Genomic DNA, 16513 nt, shown 5'->3' with positions numbered 1-16513 from the left:
TGTGGTGGTAGGACAGGTCTTGAATGTGATATCGTTCTTCTTGGGTCAGTTGAGTGTCGCTCAGGGTAATCTTTCTTATAGGAAAGGCTGTATGCTGCTACATACCGAACTTTTCCGTTATGGAAAGTTTGCCCTTCAAATCCGAATCTGCTGGCCTCTATTTATCATTATTTAATCGCTACAAGGATATTTAAATGAAACGGGAAACCATTGCCCTGCATGCAGGCTATCAATCCGAACCAACTACCAAATCCGCTGCTGTCCCCATTTACCAAACCACTTCCTACACTTTCGACAACACGCAACACGGCGCAGACTTGTTCAACCTTGATGTAGCGGGCAATATCTACACCCGTATGATGAATCCGACCACTGCCGTTTTGGAAGAACGCGTTGCCCGTTTGGAAGGCGGTATCGCCGCATTGGCTGTCGCCAGCGGTATGGCGGCAATTACCTATGCCGTTCAAACCTTGGCTGAAGCAGGCGACAACATCATTGCAACCAAAACCCTCTACGGCGGCACATACAATTTCTTTGCTCACAGCCTGCCGCGCCAAGGCATAGAAGTACGCTTTATCGATCCGGCCAAACCCGAAGAAATCGCCGCCAATACCGACAGCCGCACCAAACTGGTGTATTGCGAATCTATCGGCAATCCTGCCATCAATGTCGTTGATATTCCAGCATTCGCCCAAGCCGCGCACGCTCAAGGGCTACCACTAATGGTGGACAACACCGTTGCTACGCCTACATTGTTCCGCCCGATAGAACACGGAGCCGACATTGTTATCCAATCTCTGACAAAATACATCGGCGGCCACGGCACAACGATTGGCGGTGCCATTATCGACGGCGGCAAATTCCAATGGGCAGGCAATCCGCGTTTTGAAAAAACCTTCAATCAGCCTGATCCGTCTTACCACGGCGTAAACTACTGCGAACATTTTGGTGCGGCAGCCTATATCGCCCGTGCCCGTGTCGTCCCATTGCGTAATACCGGTGCCGCCCTGTCTCCGCACAGCGCATTTTTACTGCTTCAAGGTTTGGAAACCCTCGCCCTGCGTATGGAACGTCATTGCGAAAACGCCCTAAAAGTAGCCGAATTCTTAAAGAAACATCCGCGGGTCGAATGGGTGAACTATCCTGCACTGCCTGACAGTCCGTATAAAGCTTTGATTGACCGCGACTACGGCGGAAAAGCCTCAGGTTTGCTGAGTTTTGGTATTAAAGGCGGTCGTGAAGCCGGCGCGAAATTCATTGACGCACTGCAACTCTTCCTGCGTTTGGTGAATATCGGCGATGCCAAATCGCTGGCTACCCATCCTGCCACAACGACCCACCGTCAGCTTGACGATGCAGAACTCGCCGCAGCAGGCGTCAGCCCCGACATGGTACGCCTGAGCGTGGGTATCGAGCATATCGACGATTTGCTTGCCGACTTGGCGCAGGCATTGGATGCCGTACAGGCATAAGCAATCGCTCATTAGATGAAAAAAGCCTCCGCTTAAAAAGGCCGTCTGAAAATTTCTTTTCAGACGGCCTTTTCCTTTTCTACAAATCAAATGCGGCGTTAATCAAACGTTTGGTGTAATCGTTTTGCGGATGGTGGAAAATCTGATCCGCGCTGCCGTACTCAACCATTTCGCCCTGCTTCATCACGATCACATTATCGCTAACGGCGCGCACGACAGACAAATCATGACTGATGAACATATAAGTCAGGCCGTATTTCTTTTGCAAATCGCGCAAAAGCTCGACTACTTTGGATTGTACGGAACGGTCAAGTGCAGAAGTCGGCTCGTCCAAAAGAATGAATTTCGGGCGCAGGATAACGGCGCGTGCAATAGCTATACGCTGACGCTGGCCGCCGGAGAATTCATGCGGATAACGGTTGAGCGCGTCAAGCGGCAGGGACACTTCCTTCATGACTTCCAAAACGCGCTGGATACGTTCTTTTTTAGTCATCTCAGGATGATGAACCGTCAAACCTTCACCAATAATTTCACCAACTGTAAGGCGTGGGGAAAGCGAACCGAACGGATCTTGGAACACAATTTGCCGTTGCGATTTCAGACGGCATGCTTCCTCGGCTGTATAGTTTTTCAGGTCTTTGCCTTCAAAGAAGATATGGCCGGTATAAGGCAGCATCTGCATGACGGCTTTGCCCAGCGTGGATTTTCCGGAACCGGACTCGCCGACAACGCCCAATGTTTCCCCTTCTTTTATTTTGAGGCTGATGCCTTTGACGGCGTCGAAAGTTTTGAGCGGCTTGCCAAAAAAGCTTTGCTTCAATACGAAAGAAACATTGACATTATCGGCATCGATTAACACACCGGCGTTGTTTTCTTCCGGCTCTTTCATGCCTTTGGGAATGGCATTGATGAGTTCGGCGGTATATTCGTGCTTCGGATGGGCAAAAACTTCTTTGATTTTGCCGCGCTCGACAATTTCGCCGTTACGCATGACGCAGACGGTTTTGGAATAGTGTTCCGCCAAACCCAAATCGTGGGTAATGAAGATAATCGCCATGCCCATTTGCTGTTGCAAATCGTGGAGCAAATCGAGAATCTCGGCTTGAATGGTTACATCCAAAGCCGTGGTCGGTTCGTCGGCAATCAGCAGGTCAGGTTCATTAATGAGTGCCATGGCAATCATGATGCGTTGCAGCTGGCCGCCGGAAAACTCGTGTGGATATTGTTTCATGCGGCGTTCGGCTTCTTTGATGCCCACACGCTCCAACAATGCCAATGCCTTCAGCCCTGCTTCTTTGCGGCCGAGCTTTTTATTGTGCACACGCGCCGCTTCAATCAGTTGCGCACCGATACGCATAAACGGATTGAGCGAGGTCATCGGCTCTTGGAAAATCACGCTGATGCGGTTGCCGCGCAAATCACGCAGGGTTTTCTCATCGGCATCCAAAATGGAAATGCCGTCAAAAGTAATGCGCGAATCTTTGCCATAACGGGCAAACTTTTCAGGCAACAGGCGCATAACGGACATAGATGTTACAGACTTGCCCGAGCCGGACTCGCCGACCAAAGCCAATGTTTCGCCCTCTGCCACTTTAAAGCTGACATTACGCACGGCGTGCACGTTTTTTTCATGCAATTCAAAATTGATGTCCAGATTTTCTACAACCAGTAACTGTTTTGTCATTTTGATTATCCTTTTGGTTGTGGTTTAGCGGTCTTTCGGGTCGAGCGCATCGCGCAGGCCGTCGCCGATAAAGTTGAAACAGAACAAAGTGGTTACCAAGAAGAAACTCGGCACGAGCAGCTGCCATGGTGCGGCTTCCATCGAAATTGCGCCTTCTTGCAGCATCGAACCCCAACTGGTCATCGGCTCTTGCACACCCAAGCCCAAGAAGCTCAAGAAGGATTCAAACATAATCATGCCCGGTACCAGCAAAGAGGCATACACCATCACCACACCCAAAACATTCGGAATAATGTGGCGCGTTACGATTTTACGTTTTGCCACGCCGCTCACACGTGCCGCTTCGACAAACTCTTTATGCTTCAAGCTCAAGGTTTGGCCGCGCACGATACGCGCCACGTCCAGCCAAGACACCAAACCCACGGCGGCAAAAATCAAAAGCAAGTTGCGGCCGAAGAATGTGGTCAGCAGAATGACGAAAAACATAAACGGAAACGCGTTCAAAATTTCCAAAAAGCGCATCATCAGCGAATCGAGCTTACCGCCGATAAAGCCGGCAATCGCGCCATAAAGCGTACCGATGACAACAGCCACCAATGCGCCGGCCACACCGACCAGCAAGGAAATACGTCCGCCGGTTGCCGCACGCGACAGCAAATCACGGCCGAGCAAGTCCGTACCCAGATAGTGATGAGTAGAAAGGGACGGCGGAATCTGCATATTGTCCCAGTCGGTGAAGTCGTAGGTGTAGCGGACAATCCATGGTGCCACAATCACAAAAATACTGATCAGCAACAGGATAATAATGCTGTACACCGCCGCTTTGTTTTGTTTAAAACGCCGCCATGCGTCGCTCCACAGGCTTTTGCCGTGCACTTGGGCGTATTCTGCTGCCTCTGCGAGGGCCTGAGTCTGCTTCTTTTTGAATAACATAATGTTCTCTCTCGCTTTTTATTCTTTCTTCAGGCCGTCTGAACGTTTCAGACGGCCTTTGCGCAAATGGGATTAATAACGGATTTTCGGGTCAATAATGGCATACAGAATATCGAGGATGGCGTTGAACAAAATGGTCATAATGCCCACCAAAATCGTCAAACCCAAAATCATGCCGTAGTCGCGGTTGAGCGCGCCGTTGACAAATAATTGTCCGACGCCGGGAATACCGAACACGTTTTCAATCACAATGGAGCCGGTAATGATGCCAACGAATGCCGGGCCTAAGAAAGAAACAATCGGCAGCATGGCGGGACGCAGCGCATGGCGCAGGATGATGCGGCTCATGGGCAGGCCTTTGGCGCGTGCCGTACGGATAAAGGGGCTGTTCAATACTTCAATCATCGCACCCCGCGTAATCCGCGCGATACTGGACACATAACCGATGGACAAAGTAACGACAGGCAGAATCAAATTCATCAGTGCGCCATCGTTCCAGCCGCCTGCAGGCAGCCATTGCAGTCTGACAGCAAACACCAGCACCAATACCGGCGCCATCACAAAACTGGGAACAACGATACCGGTCATCGCGCCGCTCATTAGCGAATAATCCAGCCAGCTGTTTTGTTTTAAGGCGGCGATGATGCCGATAAACATGCCGAAGATGGCGGCAATCAAAAAGGCGTAGAAACCAAGTTCTGCCGATACTGGCAGGGATTGGGCAAGCAACTCATTAACGCTGAAATCTTTATATTTGAACGACGGCCCCAAATCCCCCTGCGCCAACTGCTTGAGGTAGTGGAAATATTGGAGGTACATCGGGTCATTGAGGTGGTATTTGGCTTCGATGTTGGCCATGACCGCAGGCGGCAAATTGCGTTCGCCTGTGAACGGGCTGCCCGGTGCAAGCCGCATCAGAAAAAACGATACGGTAATCAACACCAGCATGGTCGGGATGGAAGCACATATCCGTTTGATGATGAATTTCAACATAATCAGGCTGTCCTGTCTGAACATACCGGACTCGTGAAAACAAAGCTGACCTGAAGCGGAAATCGGATGAATGGCAGCAGGCGTCTGTAACGTCGCCGCGCCGGTTTCTCTCTCTATTCCGACCGGGTTATTGTTTTTATTCGGAGTCGGGTAAGGTTTTTTAGTTTTTAGATAATTGTTGTGATAAGGCCGTCTGAAACTTTGTATCCGCCGTTTCAGACGGCCTTTCACGTTAACGCGCCAAAGGTTTGGTGCGTTCAATCAGCCATGCTTTGGCCGCGCCTTCTGTCAAAGGCTCGAGACGGCGGCGCACTTCGGCGTGATATTGGTTCAGCCATTCGATTTCGCTGCCGGTCATCAGTTTGGTATCGATCAGGCGCGTATCGATTGGACAGAGGGTAACGGTCTCAAAATACAGGAATTTGCCGAACTCGGTTTCCTCTGGGTTTTCAACCGGACGGTTGATTACCAGGCTTTCGATACGGATACCCCATTTGCCCGGACGGTAAAGACCCGGCTCGTTGGAAGTCAGCATGCCTGACTTCATCGCGTGATGCGGTTGCGGCACGGCGGCAACGGCAATGCTTTGCGGACCTTCATGCACATTGAGGAAATAGCCCACGCCATGACCTGTACCGTGACCGTAATCACATTGCGCCTGCCAGAGTGATTTACGACAGATGGCATCAATCATCGGGCCTTTGATGTTTTCAGGGAAAATGGTTTCCGCCAGAGAAATATGCGCTTTCAACACCAAAGTGTAATCGCGCTTCATGGCCGCACTCGGATTGCCGACAGGCACCACACGCGTGATGTCGGTCGTACCGCCCCAGTATTGGCCGCCGGAGTCAATCAGCAGCATACCGTCGCCTTTGATTTTGCTGTTGTTTTCCGGTGTCGCGCTGTAATGAGGCAAGGCGGCATTGGCATTGTAGCCGGCGATGGTGTCGAAACTTGGCGAAATAAAGCCGGGACGTTGGCTGCGGTGTTTATAGAGCATGCCGTCGATGTCCAGCTCGCTCAATTCGCCGCCGTCTGCCAAGATTTGTTCAAACTCGGCAAAGAAGCCGCACAATGCCGCGCCGTCTTCCGCCATGGTATTGCGGATATGGGTAATGTCGGCATCGGATTTGACTGATTTGAAGAATGTACTTGGGTGGATGGCTTCAATCAAACGGACGTCTTCAGGCAGGCGGCGCAAAGTACCGACAGCGGTTTTGTTCGGATCAATCAGCAATGCGCCCTTAACGCCTGCCAAATAGTCCGCCGCTTGCGCATAAGGCAATACTTCAAAACCTGCCGCTTTCAAAGCTTCGGCAGATTCGGCTTTCAGACGGCCTGCATCGGTAAACAATACGGCTTTGTCTTGACTGATAAACAGATGGGACAAGAACACAGGGTTGAACGGCACATCATCACCGCGCAGATTGGTAATCCAAGCAATGTCATCCAAAGAAGAAACCAAATGTGCATCTGCGCCCTGCTCTTTCATGGCCGTACGGATACGGGCCAGTTTTTCGGCCGCAGTTTCGGAAACGTAGTCGGGATGGTGAACGTAGATTTCCGGAGTCGGCAATGCAGGACGGTCGTCCCATACTTCGTCCAACAAAGTTTCAGGATATTCGAGGCGGATGTTTTTGGCGGCAAGTGCCTGTTTCAAACCGCGCTCGCCGCTGAGTGCGAACATATCGGCAGGCGCGCCGACGACGGCGCCCTCGGGCAGATTTTGTGCCAACCATTCGGTATAAGGCGCATCAACGCCCATTTTTTGCAGCTCGATGCCGTTTGGCGCAAGCTGTTGGCCAGCCTGTTCCCAATAGCGGCTGTCGGTCCACACGCCTGCTTTATCGGCGGTTACCACCAAAGTGCCGGCCGAACCGGTAAAGCCGGAAAAATCGCGGCGTGCCTGCCAATGCTCGGGCAGGTATTCGGAAAGGTGTGGATCGGCGGAAGGAATGACAAACGCGTCCACGCCATGTTTTTTCATGGCTTCGTGTAAAGCGGACAAACGTTGTTGTACAGATTTCATGTGTTATGTCTCCTGTTGTTTCAGACGGCCTCTGTCATTAAGGCCGTCTGAAAACTTGTACTGTCTATAATCAATCTATTTTTTCGGTGCGAACGACCAGCTCTTGACCGTGTAGTTCCGCAAAGGGTCTTTGTCGGAATAGCCGATAATATCGGGTTTGACCATACGCACTTCAACCTGATGATACAGCGGAATCAGTGCAGCGTCTTCTTGAAGCTGCTTCTCCGCATCGGCATAGAGCTGGCTGCGCGCTTCCTTGCTGACACCATCTTTCAGCGTATTGTTCATAAATGTATCAAACGCCGCGCTTTTGTAGCGGAATGCATTGTTTGAGTTGTTGGATTTCAAGATATTGAGCATGCCCGCCGGATCGTTGAAATCGGAACACCAGCCGCTGAACGAAACCTTGAAATTGCCTTGCGCGCGCGTATCCAAATAAGTTTTCCATTCCTCGTTGGACAAAGTCGGACGGATAAACGGAATGGCGGCTTTCCACACCGACTGCACGGCAGTAATTTGTTTTTTGGACGCTTCGCTGGTGCTGTACAAAATATCGAACTCAAGCGGATGGTCATCGTTGTAGCCTGCTTCGTTCAACAGTTTGCGCGCGGTTTCGATGCGTTTTTCAGGCGTCCACTCTTTCCACTCAGGATAAACGGGAATCACGCCCTGCATTTGCGGCGGCGTCAATTGGAACGCAGGCGTATCGCCGCGGCCGCCCACTTTAACGACAATGTCGCGGCGCGTCAGCATATTGAGCGCCTTGCGGACGCGCGGATCATTAAACGGCGCCGCTTCGTGGTTCGGCTCCAAATACCAGCTGCACAAAGAAGTCGTGCGTCTTACTTGGCCTGGAAACTCAATATCCGCCACTTTGACCTGATCGCTGGGAATGCCGTAAGTCACATCAATTTCATTGGCGCGATAACGGTTGTACTCGCCGCTGCCTGACAGAAAAACCGCCTTTGGAATGGCCACTTTGTCTTTATCGTAATAATTGGGATTACGTTCCATATTGATGTGGCTGTTGACTTTCCAATCCGTTAACAGATAAGCGCCACTGGAAACATAATGACCGGGCTGCGTCCACTTATTGCCGTATTTTTCGACAGTGGCGCGATGAACTGGGAAAGTGAATTGCTGAATCAGCATATCGGGGAAATAAGGTACCGGCGCAATCAGCGTAAATTGCAGGGTTTTTGCGTCCAACGCCTTGACACCCAATGTCTCAGGCTTGGCTTTGCCGTTTAATATATCTTCCGCATTTTCCACTTGGGCATCGACCAAATAGCTGCCGAAAGGTGCGCCGGTGGCTGGATCGGCAAGACGGCGAAAGCTGTACACGAAATCTTCGGCGGTAATCGGATCGCCATTGCTCCATTTGGCATCACGCAGATGGAAGGTCCAAATACGCTCGCCCTCGCTCTCCCATTTTTCCGCCAAAGCAGGAATGGTTTTACCTTCGGCATCCGTACCGACCAAACCATCCATCAACTGACGGATAATCGCACCGGCCGCCATATCGCCACTCATTTGAGGATCCAGCGTACCCGGCTCAACACCGTTGCTGACCACCACGCGCTCATAATCGGTACGTTTAAACTCAGGAGCAGGCTTAACATCGCGGCTGCACGCCGACAATGCGAATACGGCAGCCAATGATGCAGCCAACAGCGGATAGGTTTTTCCGGCCATATTTCATTCCTTCTTTTGGGTATTCTTCTTTTTCAGACGGCCTAATTATTCAAACTACACTCAACTACATTTATTTAGAAGTTCTCCAGCATAGTTAAATCATCTATTTCAAACCATGAAAATAGTGTTTTAAACCACATATTCCATCGAAATAATAATAGCCGTCTAAGATTGTCGGCAAATTAACACAAAAATACGTAACTGAAAACTATTTTTCAATTTATCCTACGATAAGTTACAAATGTATTGATTTTTTATGATTTGTCAAATAAGATTATCCGAACTCTTTCGCCATAAGCAAGAAAAAGACATAAAAAGGAGAATCAAATGAAGAAGTTATCTTACTTTATTGCCACTGCCCTCATAGGCTCTTCCATAAGCGCCGCCCACGCCGAACCTAAAATGAGCGGCACCATCTACATCATGACCGAGGTCGAACACAACAATAAAACCAGTGTAACCTCTACAACCATTTCCGATAAAAGTTCCAGTCTTTATCTCTCCGATGAAGTACGACTCAACAACGACTTATGGCTGAAATGGCAACTTGGCTCCTTTATTTACTTCGATTCCGACCGCTGGGGCGGCTGGGGTACTGCCGACTCATACGTCGCGCTCAACAGCTACAAAAACCTCGGCACCGTCAAAATGGGCTACATCAGTACGCCCATGAACAGCATTTATCTGAACCCGTTCGACACCAACAGCCCGATTTTGGAGTTCGGCAAAATTTCCCGCTTCGGCCAACGCCGTGTTTCCATGGCTTATGAGTCGCCTTGGAAAAACGGCTTCCAATTCAAATTCAACGTTTCCCCCGGTTCCAATGCCGCGCGCAATAACAACAACTGGAATCCGGACAAAAAACGTGACGGTGACTGGGTCTTCGGCTGGGGTGTGGACTACTACCACCCCAACAACGGCTTTAACGCGCACTACGCTGCCGAATACGCACCCAACGACTCTCCGACCGAAACCAAAGACTTCCAAGCCCACGCATTCATGGCCGGATACAGCAAAGACAAAATCTCCGTCGATGCCGCGTTCCAATACGCCAAAAATACTTGCGACGGCTTTAGCTGCTGGGGGCCATGGGAGGAGGAGAAGAATGGTATAAAAATAAAACACGAAGACAAAGAAATCAACAACACCAAAGAATTTATGGTGTCGGGTTCATATAAAATCGGCAATTTCAAACCTCAAATCGGCTTTGCCTACGGTAAAAGCTCTATCGGCGAAGACTACAAACACGTCGCCGTCAGCACCGATTACAGCTTCTCCAAACGGACAACTGCCACACTCGGCGCCGGCTGGTTGAAAGAAAACGTCAATCCGAAATACGAAGAAGATTTGCCGAAAAAATCTTCTTACGCCGTGGGCATGGTATTCAAACACCGCTATTAATGCCTGACAGATTAAAGGCCGTCTGAAACAATTTGTTCAGACGGCCTTTTCTACATCCTATAATTAAACTTGCAGCCCACCTTAAAAATCATTACATTGCCCACACTCAAGCAACAAAAACGTCATCATGAACGCCCACCGCACCCTCATCATCTCCGTTTTTATCGTCGCCAGCTGCGGCCTCGCTTATGAGCTCATCATCGCCGCGCTCGCAAGCTATCTTTTGGGCGACAGTATTTTGCAGTTTTCCTCCGTCATCGGGCTTTATCTGTTTTCAATGGGTATCGGTGCCCACCTGACCCAATACATCAAAGATAAAGACGTGTTGCACCGCTTTATCGAAATCGAACTTCTGGTCGGCATCATCGGCGGTATTTCCGCACTGGCATTATTTGTGGCCTTCGGTTTATCCGCCGCCCCGTTCCGCACCCTGCTCTACGCTTTTGTACTGATTGTCGGCATGGTTGTCGGCATGGAAATTCCTTTGGTCATGCGCGTGTTAAACCAAAAAGGTGCGGAATTTAAAGAACTCGTTTCCAAAGTATTGACCTTCGACTACTTGGGCGCACTCGCCGTTTCCCTGCTCTTCCCGCTCCTCCTCGCACCCAAACTCGGCATGGCGCGTTCCGCCCTTTTGTTCGGCATCCTCAACGCCGCCGTTGCCTACCTGACCGCGCGCGTATTCAAAGCCGAGCTACCCCGCTACCGCGCCATCCGCCTGCGCGCGCTGATTGTCTTGTCCGTCCTCGCCGCCGCCTTCGCCTACGCCGACCGCATCTCATTCAAAGCCGAACAAAGCTATTTCGGCGATCCCGTTGTCTATCAAAGCCATTCGCCCTACCAACGGCTGGTCGTGACCCGCTGGAAAGACGACACCCGCCTCTATATCAACGGCAACCTGCAATTCTCCTCACGCGACGAAGCCCGTTACCATGAAGCACTCGTCCTGCCTGCCATGCAGATGGTTCCCAATGCCGAACGCGTCCTGATTCTCGGCGGCGGTGACGGATTGGCGGCACGCGAAGTCTTGAAATATCCGCAGGTCAAAAATGTTACTTTGGTCGATCTCGACCCCGACATGACCGCCACTTTTAGAACCTCCGCCACCTTGAGCGCACTCAACCAAGGCTCGCTGTCCCATCCCAAAATGCACGTCGTCAACGACGATGCCGCCAAATGGCTGGAAGGGTCGTCTGAAAAATTCGACGTTATCATCATCGACCTACCCGACCCATCCAATTTCTCGCTGGGCAAACTCTACTCCGTCCCCATGTACCGCCTCGTTGCCCGCCATCTTGAGCCGCAAGGCAAGATTGTTGTGCAATCGACTTCGCCTTATTTCGCCCCTAACGCCTACTGGTCGGTCGTTGCCACCCTCGAAGCGGCCAAATTGAATACCGCGCCCTATCATGTTTACGTCCCTTCCTTTGGCGAATGGGGATTTGTGTTGGCAGGGTTTGACCAAAACTTCCCCATTCCGCAAAAATTCGACGTACCCACCCGCTATCTCAATGCCCAGACCGTCGCTGAAATGTTCCGTTTTCCGCCCGATATGGCAAGGCGCAAGGTGGAAGCAAATTATTTGAACAACCAAATTCTCGTCAGTTATTTTGAAAGTGATTGGAACAATGTGATGCGATAAAATATCTAAAGGCCGTCTGGAACATCTACCTTCTTTTTATCTCCGTTCAGACGGCCTCATCGCCCGTTTACCCTTTTTCACACAGCATTTGCTTGAAAAAATAAGGTTTATCTTTATCTAGATAGAACACAATCGACACTATCCGTTGAATGAAGGAACAAACACTTATGCAGTATTTTGGAATCGGTTTTTTGGTTTTAATCTTTTTGGAAATCATGTCCATCGTCTGGGTTGCCGACTGGCTTGGCGGTGGTTGGACGCTGTTTGTGATGGCTCTCAGCTTTATCAGCGGTATCTTTATGCTGCGCCATACCGGCATCTCTGGCCTTTTACTCGCTGGCGCAGCCGTCCGCAGCGGCCAAAACATTTCCCTCTATCAGATGCTGTGGCCGATTCGCTATACTGCTGCCGCGGTTTTCCTGCTCAGCCCCGGTTTTATTTCAACCGCCGTTGCCCTACTCTTGCTGATTCCGTTTAAAGGCAACGCGGCCGTTTCTTCTACGCAGTCTTTCCAAAGCCGCCAGACTTACAGCTCTGCCAAAGATGATGAAGACATTATCGAAGGCGAATATACGGTTACACGCACCAGCAAAGCCGACAAACCGCAAGAATATATCGAACACAAACCCGATTGACGACTTCCTTCATAACAGGCCGTCTGAATTAGGAATACCTCAAAAGTGTTTCATATTTCAGACGGCTTTAGTCATTTCCTGGCTTTGAAAATGTAAATATCGGTTTGTAATTCGGTTATTCCGCATAAATCATTTAAAATAAGCAACTATTTTGATTCTAAAAACGACACGGTATCTAATGAACGTTCAACGTCTTTTCCCTCTCTCCCTCAGCTTGATTACCGCCGCTGTTTTATCGGCGTGCGCCACCCAAAACACACCGACTGCTTCGAAAACCGAAACCGTCGTTCAGCCTAAATCCACTTCTATTCCTTCACGCCGCACCGACAGCGAATCCAAAGTCCTGTCCGATTACAGCCAATACCAAAGCGCCATCGATGCCGCCAAACGCGGTGACGATGCTTGGGTACAACAATTTTTATCCCAAGCCAGCGACAGCGCAATGGCTGAAAACGTCCGCAACGAATGGCTGAAAACCTTGGGCGCGCGCGGCCAATGGGATTTGTTCCGTCAAGAATTCAGTAAATTGAACGCCGCTGGCGTCGCCCAAGAAGTGCAATGTTATGCCGATTTGAGCAGCGGCAATTACAGTAAAGCCGCCGAGCTGGTTCGCGTTACCGGCAAACTGCCTGCCGGTTGTACCCGCTTGGTTGAAAGCGCGGCAGCTTCAGGCCGTCTGAACACCAACGACGCATGGCGTCGCGTGCGTGGCTTGTTGAGCAACAGTCAAACCACAGATGCACGCAACCTCGCCGCCGCATTGGGCAGCCCCTTTGAAGGTAGCGCGCAAGGTGCGACCGAATACAGCCTGTTGAGCGTAATCGGCAAAGATGCACGCAAGTCTGCTTCTGCCGCTGCCACCCTGTCCGACATGGAATCCGGCCTCAGCCGCGAACAACGCAGCTTCGCATGGGGCGTATTGGGCCACTACCATGCTCAAAGCCAAAACATGCCGACTGCTTTAAGCTACTACGGCCGCGTTTCCGACCGCAAGCAATTGACCGACGAACAATTGGAATGGTACGCACGCGCCGCCTTGCGCCTGCAACGTTGGGACGAATTGGCAAGCGTGATTCAGCATATGCCTGAAAAACTGCAAAAAGACCCGACATGGCAATATTGGCTGGGCCGCAGCTTTGCCGCACAAGGCAAAAGCAGCCAAGCCAAAGAAATGTACGAAAAAGCCGCCGCTTCCGGCCGCAATTTCTACGCCGTAATGGCAGGTGAAGAACTGGGCCACCGCATCAATACGCGCAACAATGTTTCCGATGCCGATTCCAGAGACGTCCGCCGCATGAGTGAAGACGGGGCCATCAAACGCGCATTGGTTCTGTTTAAAAACAGCCAAAGCAACGGCGATTCCAAAATGCGCCGTCAGGCGCAGGCGGAATGGCGTTTTGCCACCCGCGACTTCAACGAAGACAATCTGCTGACTGCCGCACAAGTCGCTTTTGACAACCAGTTCTACGACATGGCAATCAACAGCGCAGACCGTACCGACCACAAACTCAACTACAAACTGCGCTATCTCTCTCCGTTTAAAGACCTGACCGTCCGCTATGCCGCACAGGCAGGCGTTGACCCGGCATGGGTTTACGGTTTGATTCGCCAAGAAAGCCGCTTTGTCATGGGCGCACAATCCAGCGTCGGCGCACAAGGCCTGATGCAGGTCATGCCTGCAACCGCCCGCGAAATCGCCGGCAAAATCGGTATGAGCAGCAGCGAACTCTACACCATGGACGGCAATATCCGCATGGGTACTTGGTACATGGCAGATGCCAAACGCCGCCTGCAAAATAACGAAGTGATGGCCACCGCAGGCTACAACGCCGGCCCCGGCCGCGCCCGCAACTGGCAGGCTTCTTCTCCTTTGGAAGGCGCCATCTACGCCGAGACCATCCCATTCACCGAAACCCGTGACTACGTGAAAAAAGTCATGACCAACGCGACTTATTACGCGTCATTGTTCAACGAACCGCAGACTTCGTTGAAACAACGTATGGGTACGGTTCCCGGCCGCTATTAATACCCGATAGGCCGTCTGAAAAGTGAGACAGAATCCAACATTCAGACGGCCTACAACCTTGACAGACTATCGGGTTTATAAGATAATCGCCCGATTGTTTCTGACCGAAAAGGTCACTTGCACGGCAAAAGCCGACTTGTTAGGAGGTGATGTTTACATCACGGCGCGTATCCCGCCCTGCCCTAGGCAAACCAGCGATACAACAACTACCCCATTATGACAAACCGTCCTCTATTTCTTAAAACGGTTTGATTGAACAAAATTTAAAGGAAATAAAATGCCTGCTATTCGTGTTAAAGAGAATGAACCATTTGAAGTTGCCATGCGTCGTTTCAAACGTGCCGTAGAAAAAACCGGTCTGTTGACCGAGTTGCGCGCCCGTGAAGCGTACGAAAAACCAACTACCGAACGCAAACGCAAAAAAGCTGCTGCAGCCAAACGTCTGCAAAAACGTCTGCGCAGCCAACAACTGCCTCCTAAAATGTACTAATTACAGGCCTGCCCTGTGATAAACGACACACCGCAAGGGCAGCTTTGCGGTGTGTTTTATTTTTCAGACGGCACTTTTTTATTGATATAAAGTGAGAACATTATGAGCCTAAAAACACAATTAACCGAAGACATGAAAACCGCCATGCGTGCCAAAGACCAAGTGTCTTTAAGCACCATCCGCCTGATTAATGCCGCCATCAAACAATTTGAAGTAGATGAGCGCACTGAAGCCGATGACGCAAAAGTCATCTCTATCCTGACCAAAATGGTAAAACAGCGCAAAGACAGCGCCAAAATCTACACCGAAGCCGGTCGTCAAGATTTGGCTGACAAAGAAAACGCGGAAATCGAAATCCTCAACTGCTACCTGCCGCAAATGATGTCTGCAGAAGAAATCAAGACTGTTGTTGAAGCAGTCATTGCAGAAACCGGTGCATCAGGCATGGCAGATATGGGCAAAGTCATGGGCGTATTGAAAACCCGCCTGGCCGGCAAAGCCGACATGGGTGAAGTCAACAAGATTTTAAAAGCCGCATTGACTGCTTAATCCTCAATAATCAAAAAGGCCGTCTGAAATATTATTTTCAGACGGCCTTTCTTATTGTGCCAATCAAGCAGCAGTTACTTTACCTTCATGACGCAACAAAGTAATCAAATCGCTGATACGTTTTTTCATGGAACGGCGATCGACGATTTGGTCGATTGCCCCCTTCTCCAACAAGAATTCTGCACGTTGGAAACCTTCCGGCAAGGTTTCGCGTACAGTCTGCTCGATAACGCGCGGACCGGCAAAACCAATCAGCGCATTCGGTTCTGCTAAAACCACATCACCCAAGAAGGCAAAGCTGGCAGACACGCCGCCCATGGTCGGGTCAGTCAATACGGAAATAAACGGCAGACGTTTTTCAGTCAGCAAATGCAAAGCCGCGCTGGTCTTCGTCATCTGCATCAAAGAGTTAATCCCTTCCTGCATACGCGCACCACCGGAAGCCGCCACGCAAATAAACGAACAATTATCTGCAACGGCACGACGTACACCCTGAACGAAACGCTCACCCACGACCGAACCCATAGAGCCGCCGATAAAACGGAATTCAAACGCAGCCACTACGACAGGCAGGCCGTTCATGGTGCCTTTCATAACAACCAATGCATCGTCTTCACCGGTTGCTTTACGCGCAGCCGCGAGGCGGTCGGGATATTTTTTGCTGTCTTTGAATTTCAGCGGGTCGGTCGGTTTAATATTGGCTGCAATCTCTTCACGGCCTTCTTCATCCAAAAGTAGATTCAAACGTTCGCGCGCAGAAAGCGGATTGTGGTGATTACATTTCGGGCAGACTTCGCTGTTTTGCTTCAACTCGGTTGAATAAACCGTTGCCGAACAAGACGGACATTTGTGCCACAGGCCTTCAGGGACGCTGGACGAACTGCTTCGGTTTTTAATTTTCGGAGGAAGAATTTTATCTAGCCAGCTCATGAATGACTCCTTGGAATTCAGAATTCAGACGGCC

13 protein-coding genes are annotated in these 16513 nt (G+C 50.6%); 7 read left to right on the top strand and 6 right to left on the bottom strand.

The genetic code is table 11. The features are described from left to right. The first annotated feature begins 194 nt into the window (after positions 1–194). The gene (locus HMPREF2952_RS05705) at positions 195–1472 is read left to right on the top strand and encodes an O-acetylhomoserine aminocarboxypropyltransferase/cysteine synthase family protein (protein WP_049335542.1); all 1278 of its coding nucleotides are present in this window, start codon (positions 195–197) and stop codon (positions 1470–1472) included. 79 nt (positions 1473–1551) lie between these two features. Here HMPREF2952_RS05705 and HMPREF2952_RS05700 read toward each other — a convergent pair whose 3' ends face one another. The 5 genes from HMPREF2952_RS05700 to HMPREF2952_RS05680 form a co-directional block, all read right to left on the bottom strand. Continuing rightward, on the bottom strand, positions 1552–3156 hold the full coding sequence (locus HMPREF2952_RS05700; protein WP_049335541.1) for an ABC transporter ATP-binding protein: 1605 nt from the start codon (positions 3154–3156) through the stop codon (positions 1552–1554). A 24-nt stretch (positions 3157–3180) separates the two neighbouring features. Continuing rightward, a complete protein-coding gene (gene oppC, locus HMPREF2952_RS05695; protein ID WP_049335539.1) occupies positions 3181–4089 on the bottom strand; it encodes an oligopeptide ABC transporter permease OppC in 909 nt (302 codons plus the stop codon). A 72-nt stretch (positions 4090–4161) separates the two neighbouring features. Then, entirely contained in the window at positions 4162–5082 is a 921-nt protein-coding gene (gene oppB / locus HMPREF2952_RS05690) for an oligopeptide ABC transporter permease OppB (RefSeq protein ID WP_036472303.1), read from the bottom strand. A 232-nt stretch (positions 5083–5314) separates the two neighbouring features. Then, on the bottom strand, positions 5315–7111 hold the full coding sequence (locus HMPREF2952_RS05685; protein WP_049335537.1) for an aminopeptidase P family protein: 1797 nt from the start codon (positions 7109–7111) through the stop codon (positions 5315–5317). Between the two features lie 75 nt (positions 7112–7186). Beyond that, on the bottom strand, positions 7187–8806 hold the full coding sequence (locus tag HMPREF2952_RS05680) for an ABC transporter substrate-binding protein (RefSeq protein ID WP_004519485.1): 1620 nt from the start codon (positions 8804–8806) through the stop codon (positions 7187–7189). 327 nt (positions 8807–9133) lie between these two features. On the opposite strand from HMPREF2952_RS05680, the gene HMPREF2952_RS05675 reads away from it, so the two are divergent. The 6 genes from HMPREF2952_RS05675 (at position 9134) to HMPREF2952_RS05650 (ending at position 15549) form a co-directional block, all read left to right on the top strand. Beyond that, positions 9134–10207 (top strand): porin, encoded by a 1074-nt coding sequence (locus HMPREF2952_RS05675; RefSeq protein WP_004519484.1) that lies wholly within the window; start codon positions 9134–9136, stop codon positions 10205–10207. A gap of 124 nt (positions 10208–10331) precedes the next feature. Then, the gene (locus tag HMPREF2952_RS05670) at positions 10332–11849 is read left to right on the top strand and encodes a polyamine aminopropyltransferase (protein WP_293203795.1); all 1518 of its coding nucleotides are present in this window, start codon (positions 10332–10334) and stop codon (positions 11847–11849) included. 167 nt (positions 11850–12016) lie between these two features. Then, complete coding sequence (locus HMPREF2952_RS05665) at positions 12017–12484, top strand: FxsA family protein (protein ID WP_049335533.1); 468 nt, start codon at positions 12017–12019, stop codon at positions 12482–12484. Between the two features lie 178 nt (positions 12485–12662). Continuing rightward, the gene (locus HMPREF2952_RS05660; RefSeq protein ID WP_049335531.1) at positions 12663–14510 is read left to right on the top strand and encodes a lytic transglycosylase domain-containing protein; all 1848 of its coding nucleotides are present in this window, start codon (positions 12663–12665) and stop codon (positions 14508–14510) included. A 277-nt stretch (positions 14511–14787) separates the two neighbouring features. Further along, positions 14788–15000: a 30S ribosomal protein S21 gene (rpsU, locus tag HMPREF2952_RS05655; protein ID WP_003680926.1), complete on the top strand. Its 213-nt coding sequence runs from the start codon at positions 14788–14790 to the stop codon at positions 14998–15000. Positions 15001–15102: 102 nt separating this feature from the next. Next, the gene (locus HMPREF2952_RS05650) at positions 15103–15549 is read left to right on the top strand and encodes a GatB/YqeY domain-containing protein (protein ID WP_049344106.1); all 447 of its coding nucleotides are present in this window, start codon (positions 15103–15105) and stop codon (positions 15547–15549) included. A 63-nt stretch (positions 15550–15612) separates the two neighbouring features. Here the strand turns inward: HMPREF2952_RS05650 and accD are convergent, their stop codons facing one another. Continuing rightward, the gene (gene accD, locus HMPREF2952_RS05645) at positions 15613–16479 is read right to left on the bottom strand and encodes an acetyl-CoA carboxylase, carboxyltransferase subunit beta (protein WP_049331298.1); all 867 of its coding nucleotides are present in this window, start codon (positions 16477–16479) and stop codon (positions 15613–15615) included. Positions 16480–16513: the final 34 nt, after the last annotated feature.

This window comes from Neisseria sp. HMSC068C12 (genome assembly GCF_001814095.1).
Classification (GTDB): Bacteria; Pseudomonadota; Gammaproteobacteria; order Burkholderiales; family Neisseriaceae; genus Neisseria; species Neisseria perflava.
Note: the sequence above shows the minus strand (reverse complement) of the source record. Positions and strands in the feature narration are given on the sequence as shown.

Bases quoted from the DNA above. Each gene is read 5' to 3' on its own strand.
- HMPREF2952_RS05705 (WP_049335542.1), top strand. From the start codon at position 195: ATGAAACGGGAAACCATTGCCCTGCATGCAGGCTATCAATCCGAACCA.
- HMPREF2952_RS05700 (WP_049335541.1), bottom strand. From the start codon at position 3,156: ATGACAAAACAGTTACTGGTTGTAGAAAATCTGGACATCAATTTTGAA.
- oppC (WP_049335539.1), bottom strand. From the start codon at position 4,089: ATGTTATTCAAAAAGAAGCAGACTCAGGCCCTCGCAGAGGCAGCAGAA.
- oppB (WP_036472303.1), bottom strand. From the start codon at position 5,082: ATGTTGAAATTCATCATCAAACGGATATGTGCTTCCATCCCGACCATG.
- HMPREF2952_RS05685 (WP_049335537.1), bottom strand. From the start codon at position 7,111: ATGAAATCTGTACAACAACGTTTGTCCGCTTTACACGAAGCCATGAAA.
- HMPREF2952_RS05680 (WP_004519485.1), bottom strand. From the start codon at position 8,806: ATGGCCGGAAAAACCTATCCGCTGTTGGCTGCATCATTGGCTGCCGTA.
- HMPREF2952_RS05675 (WP_004519484.1), top strand. From the start codon at position 9,134: ATGAAGAAGTTATCTTACTTTATTGCCACTGCCCTCATAGGCTCTTCC.
- HMPREF2952_RS05665 (WP_049335533.1), top strand. From the start codon at position 12,017: ATGCAGTATTTTGGAATCGGTTTTTTGGTTTTAATCTTTTTGGAAATC.
- HMPREF2952_RS05660 (WP_049335531.1), top strand. From the start codon at position 12,663: ATGAACGTTCAACGTCTTTTCCCTCTCTCCCTCAGCTTGATTACCGCC.
- rpsU (WP_003680926.1), top strand. From the start codon at position 14,788: ATGCCTGCTATTCGTGTTAAAGAGAATGAACCATTTGAAGTTGCCATG.
- HMPREF2952_RS05650 (WP_049344106.1), top strand. From the start codon at position 15,103: ATGAGCCTAAAAACACAATTAACCGAAGACATGAAAACCGCCATGCGT.
- accD (WP_049331298.1), bottom strand. From the start codon at position 16,479: ATGAGCTGGCTAGATAAAATTCTTCCTCCGAAAATTAAAAACCGAAGC.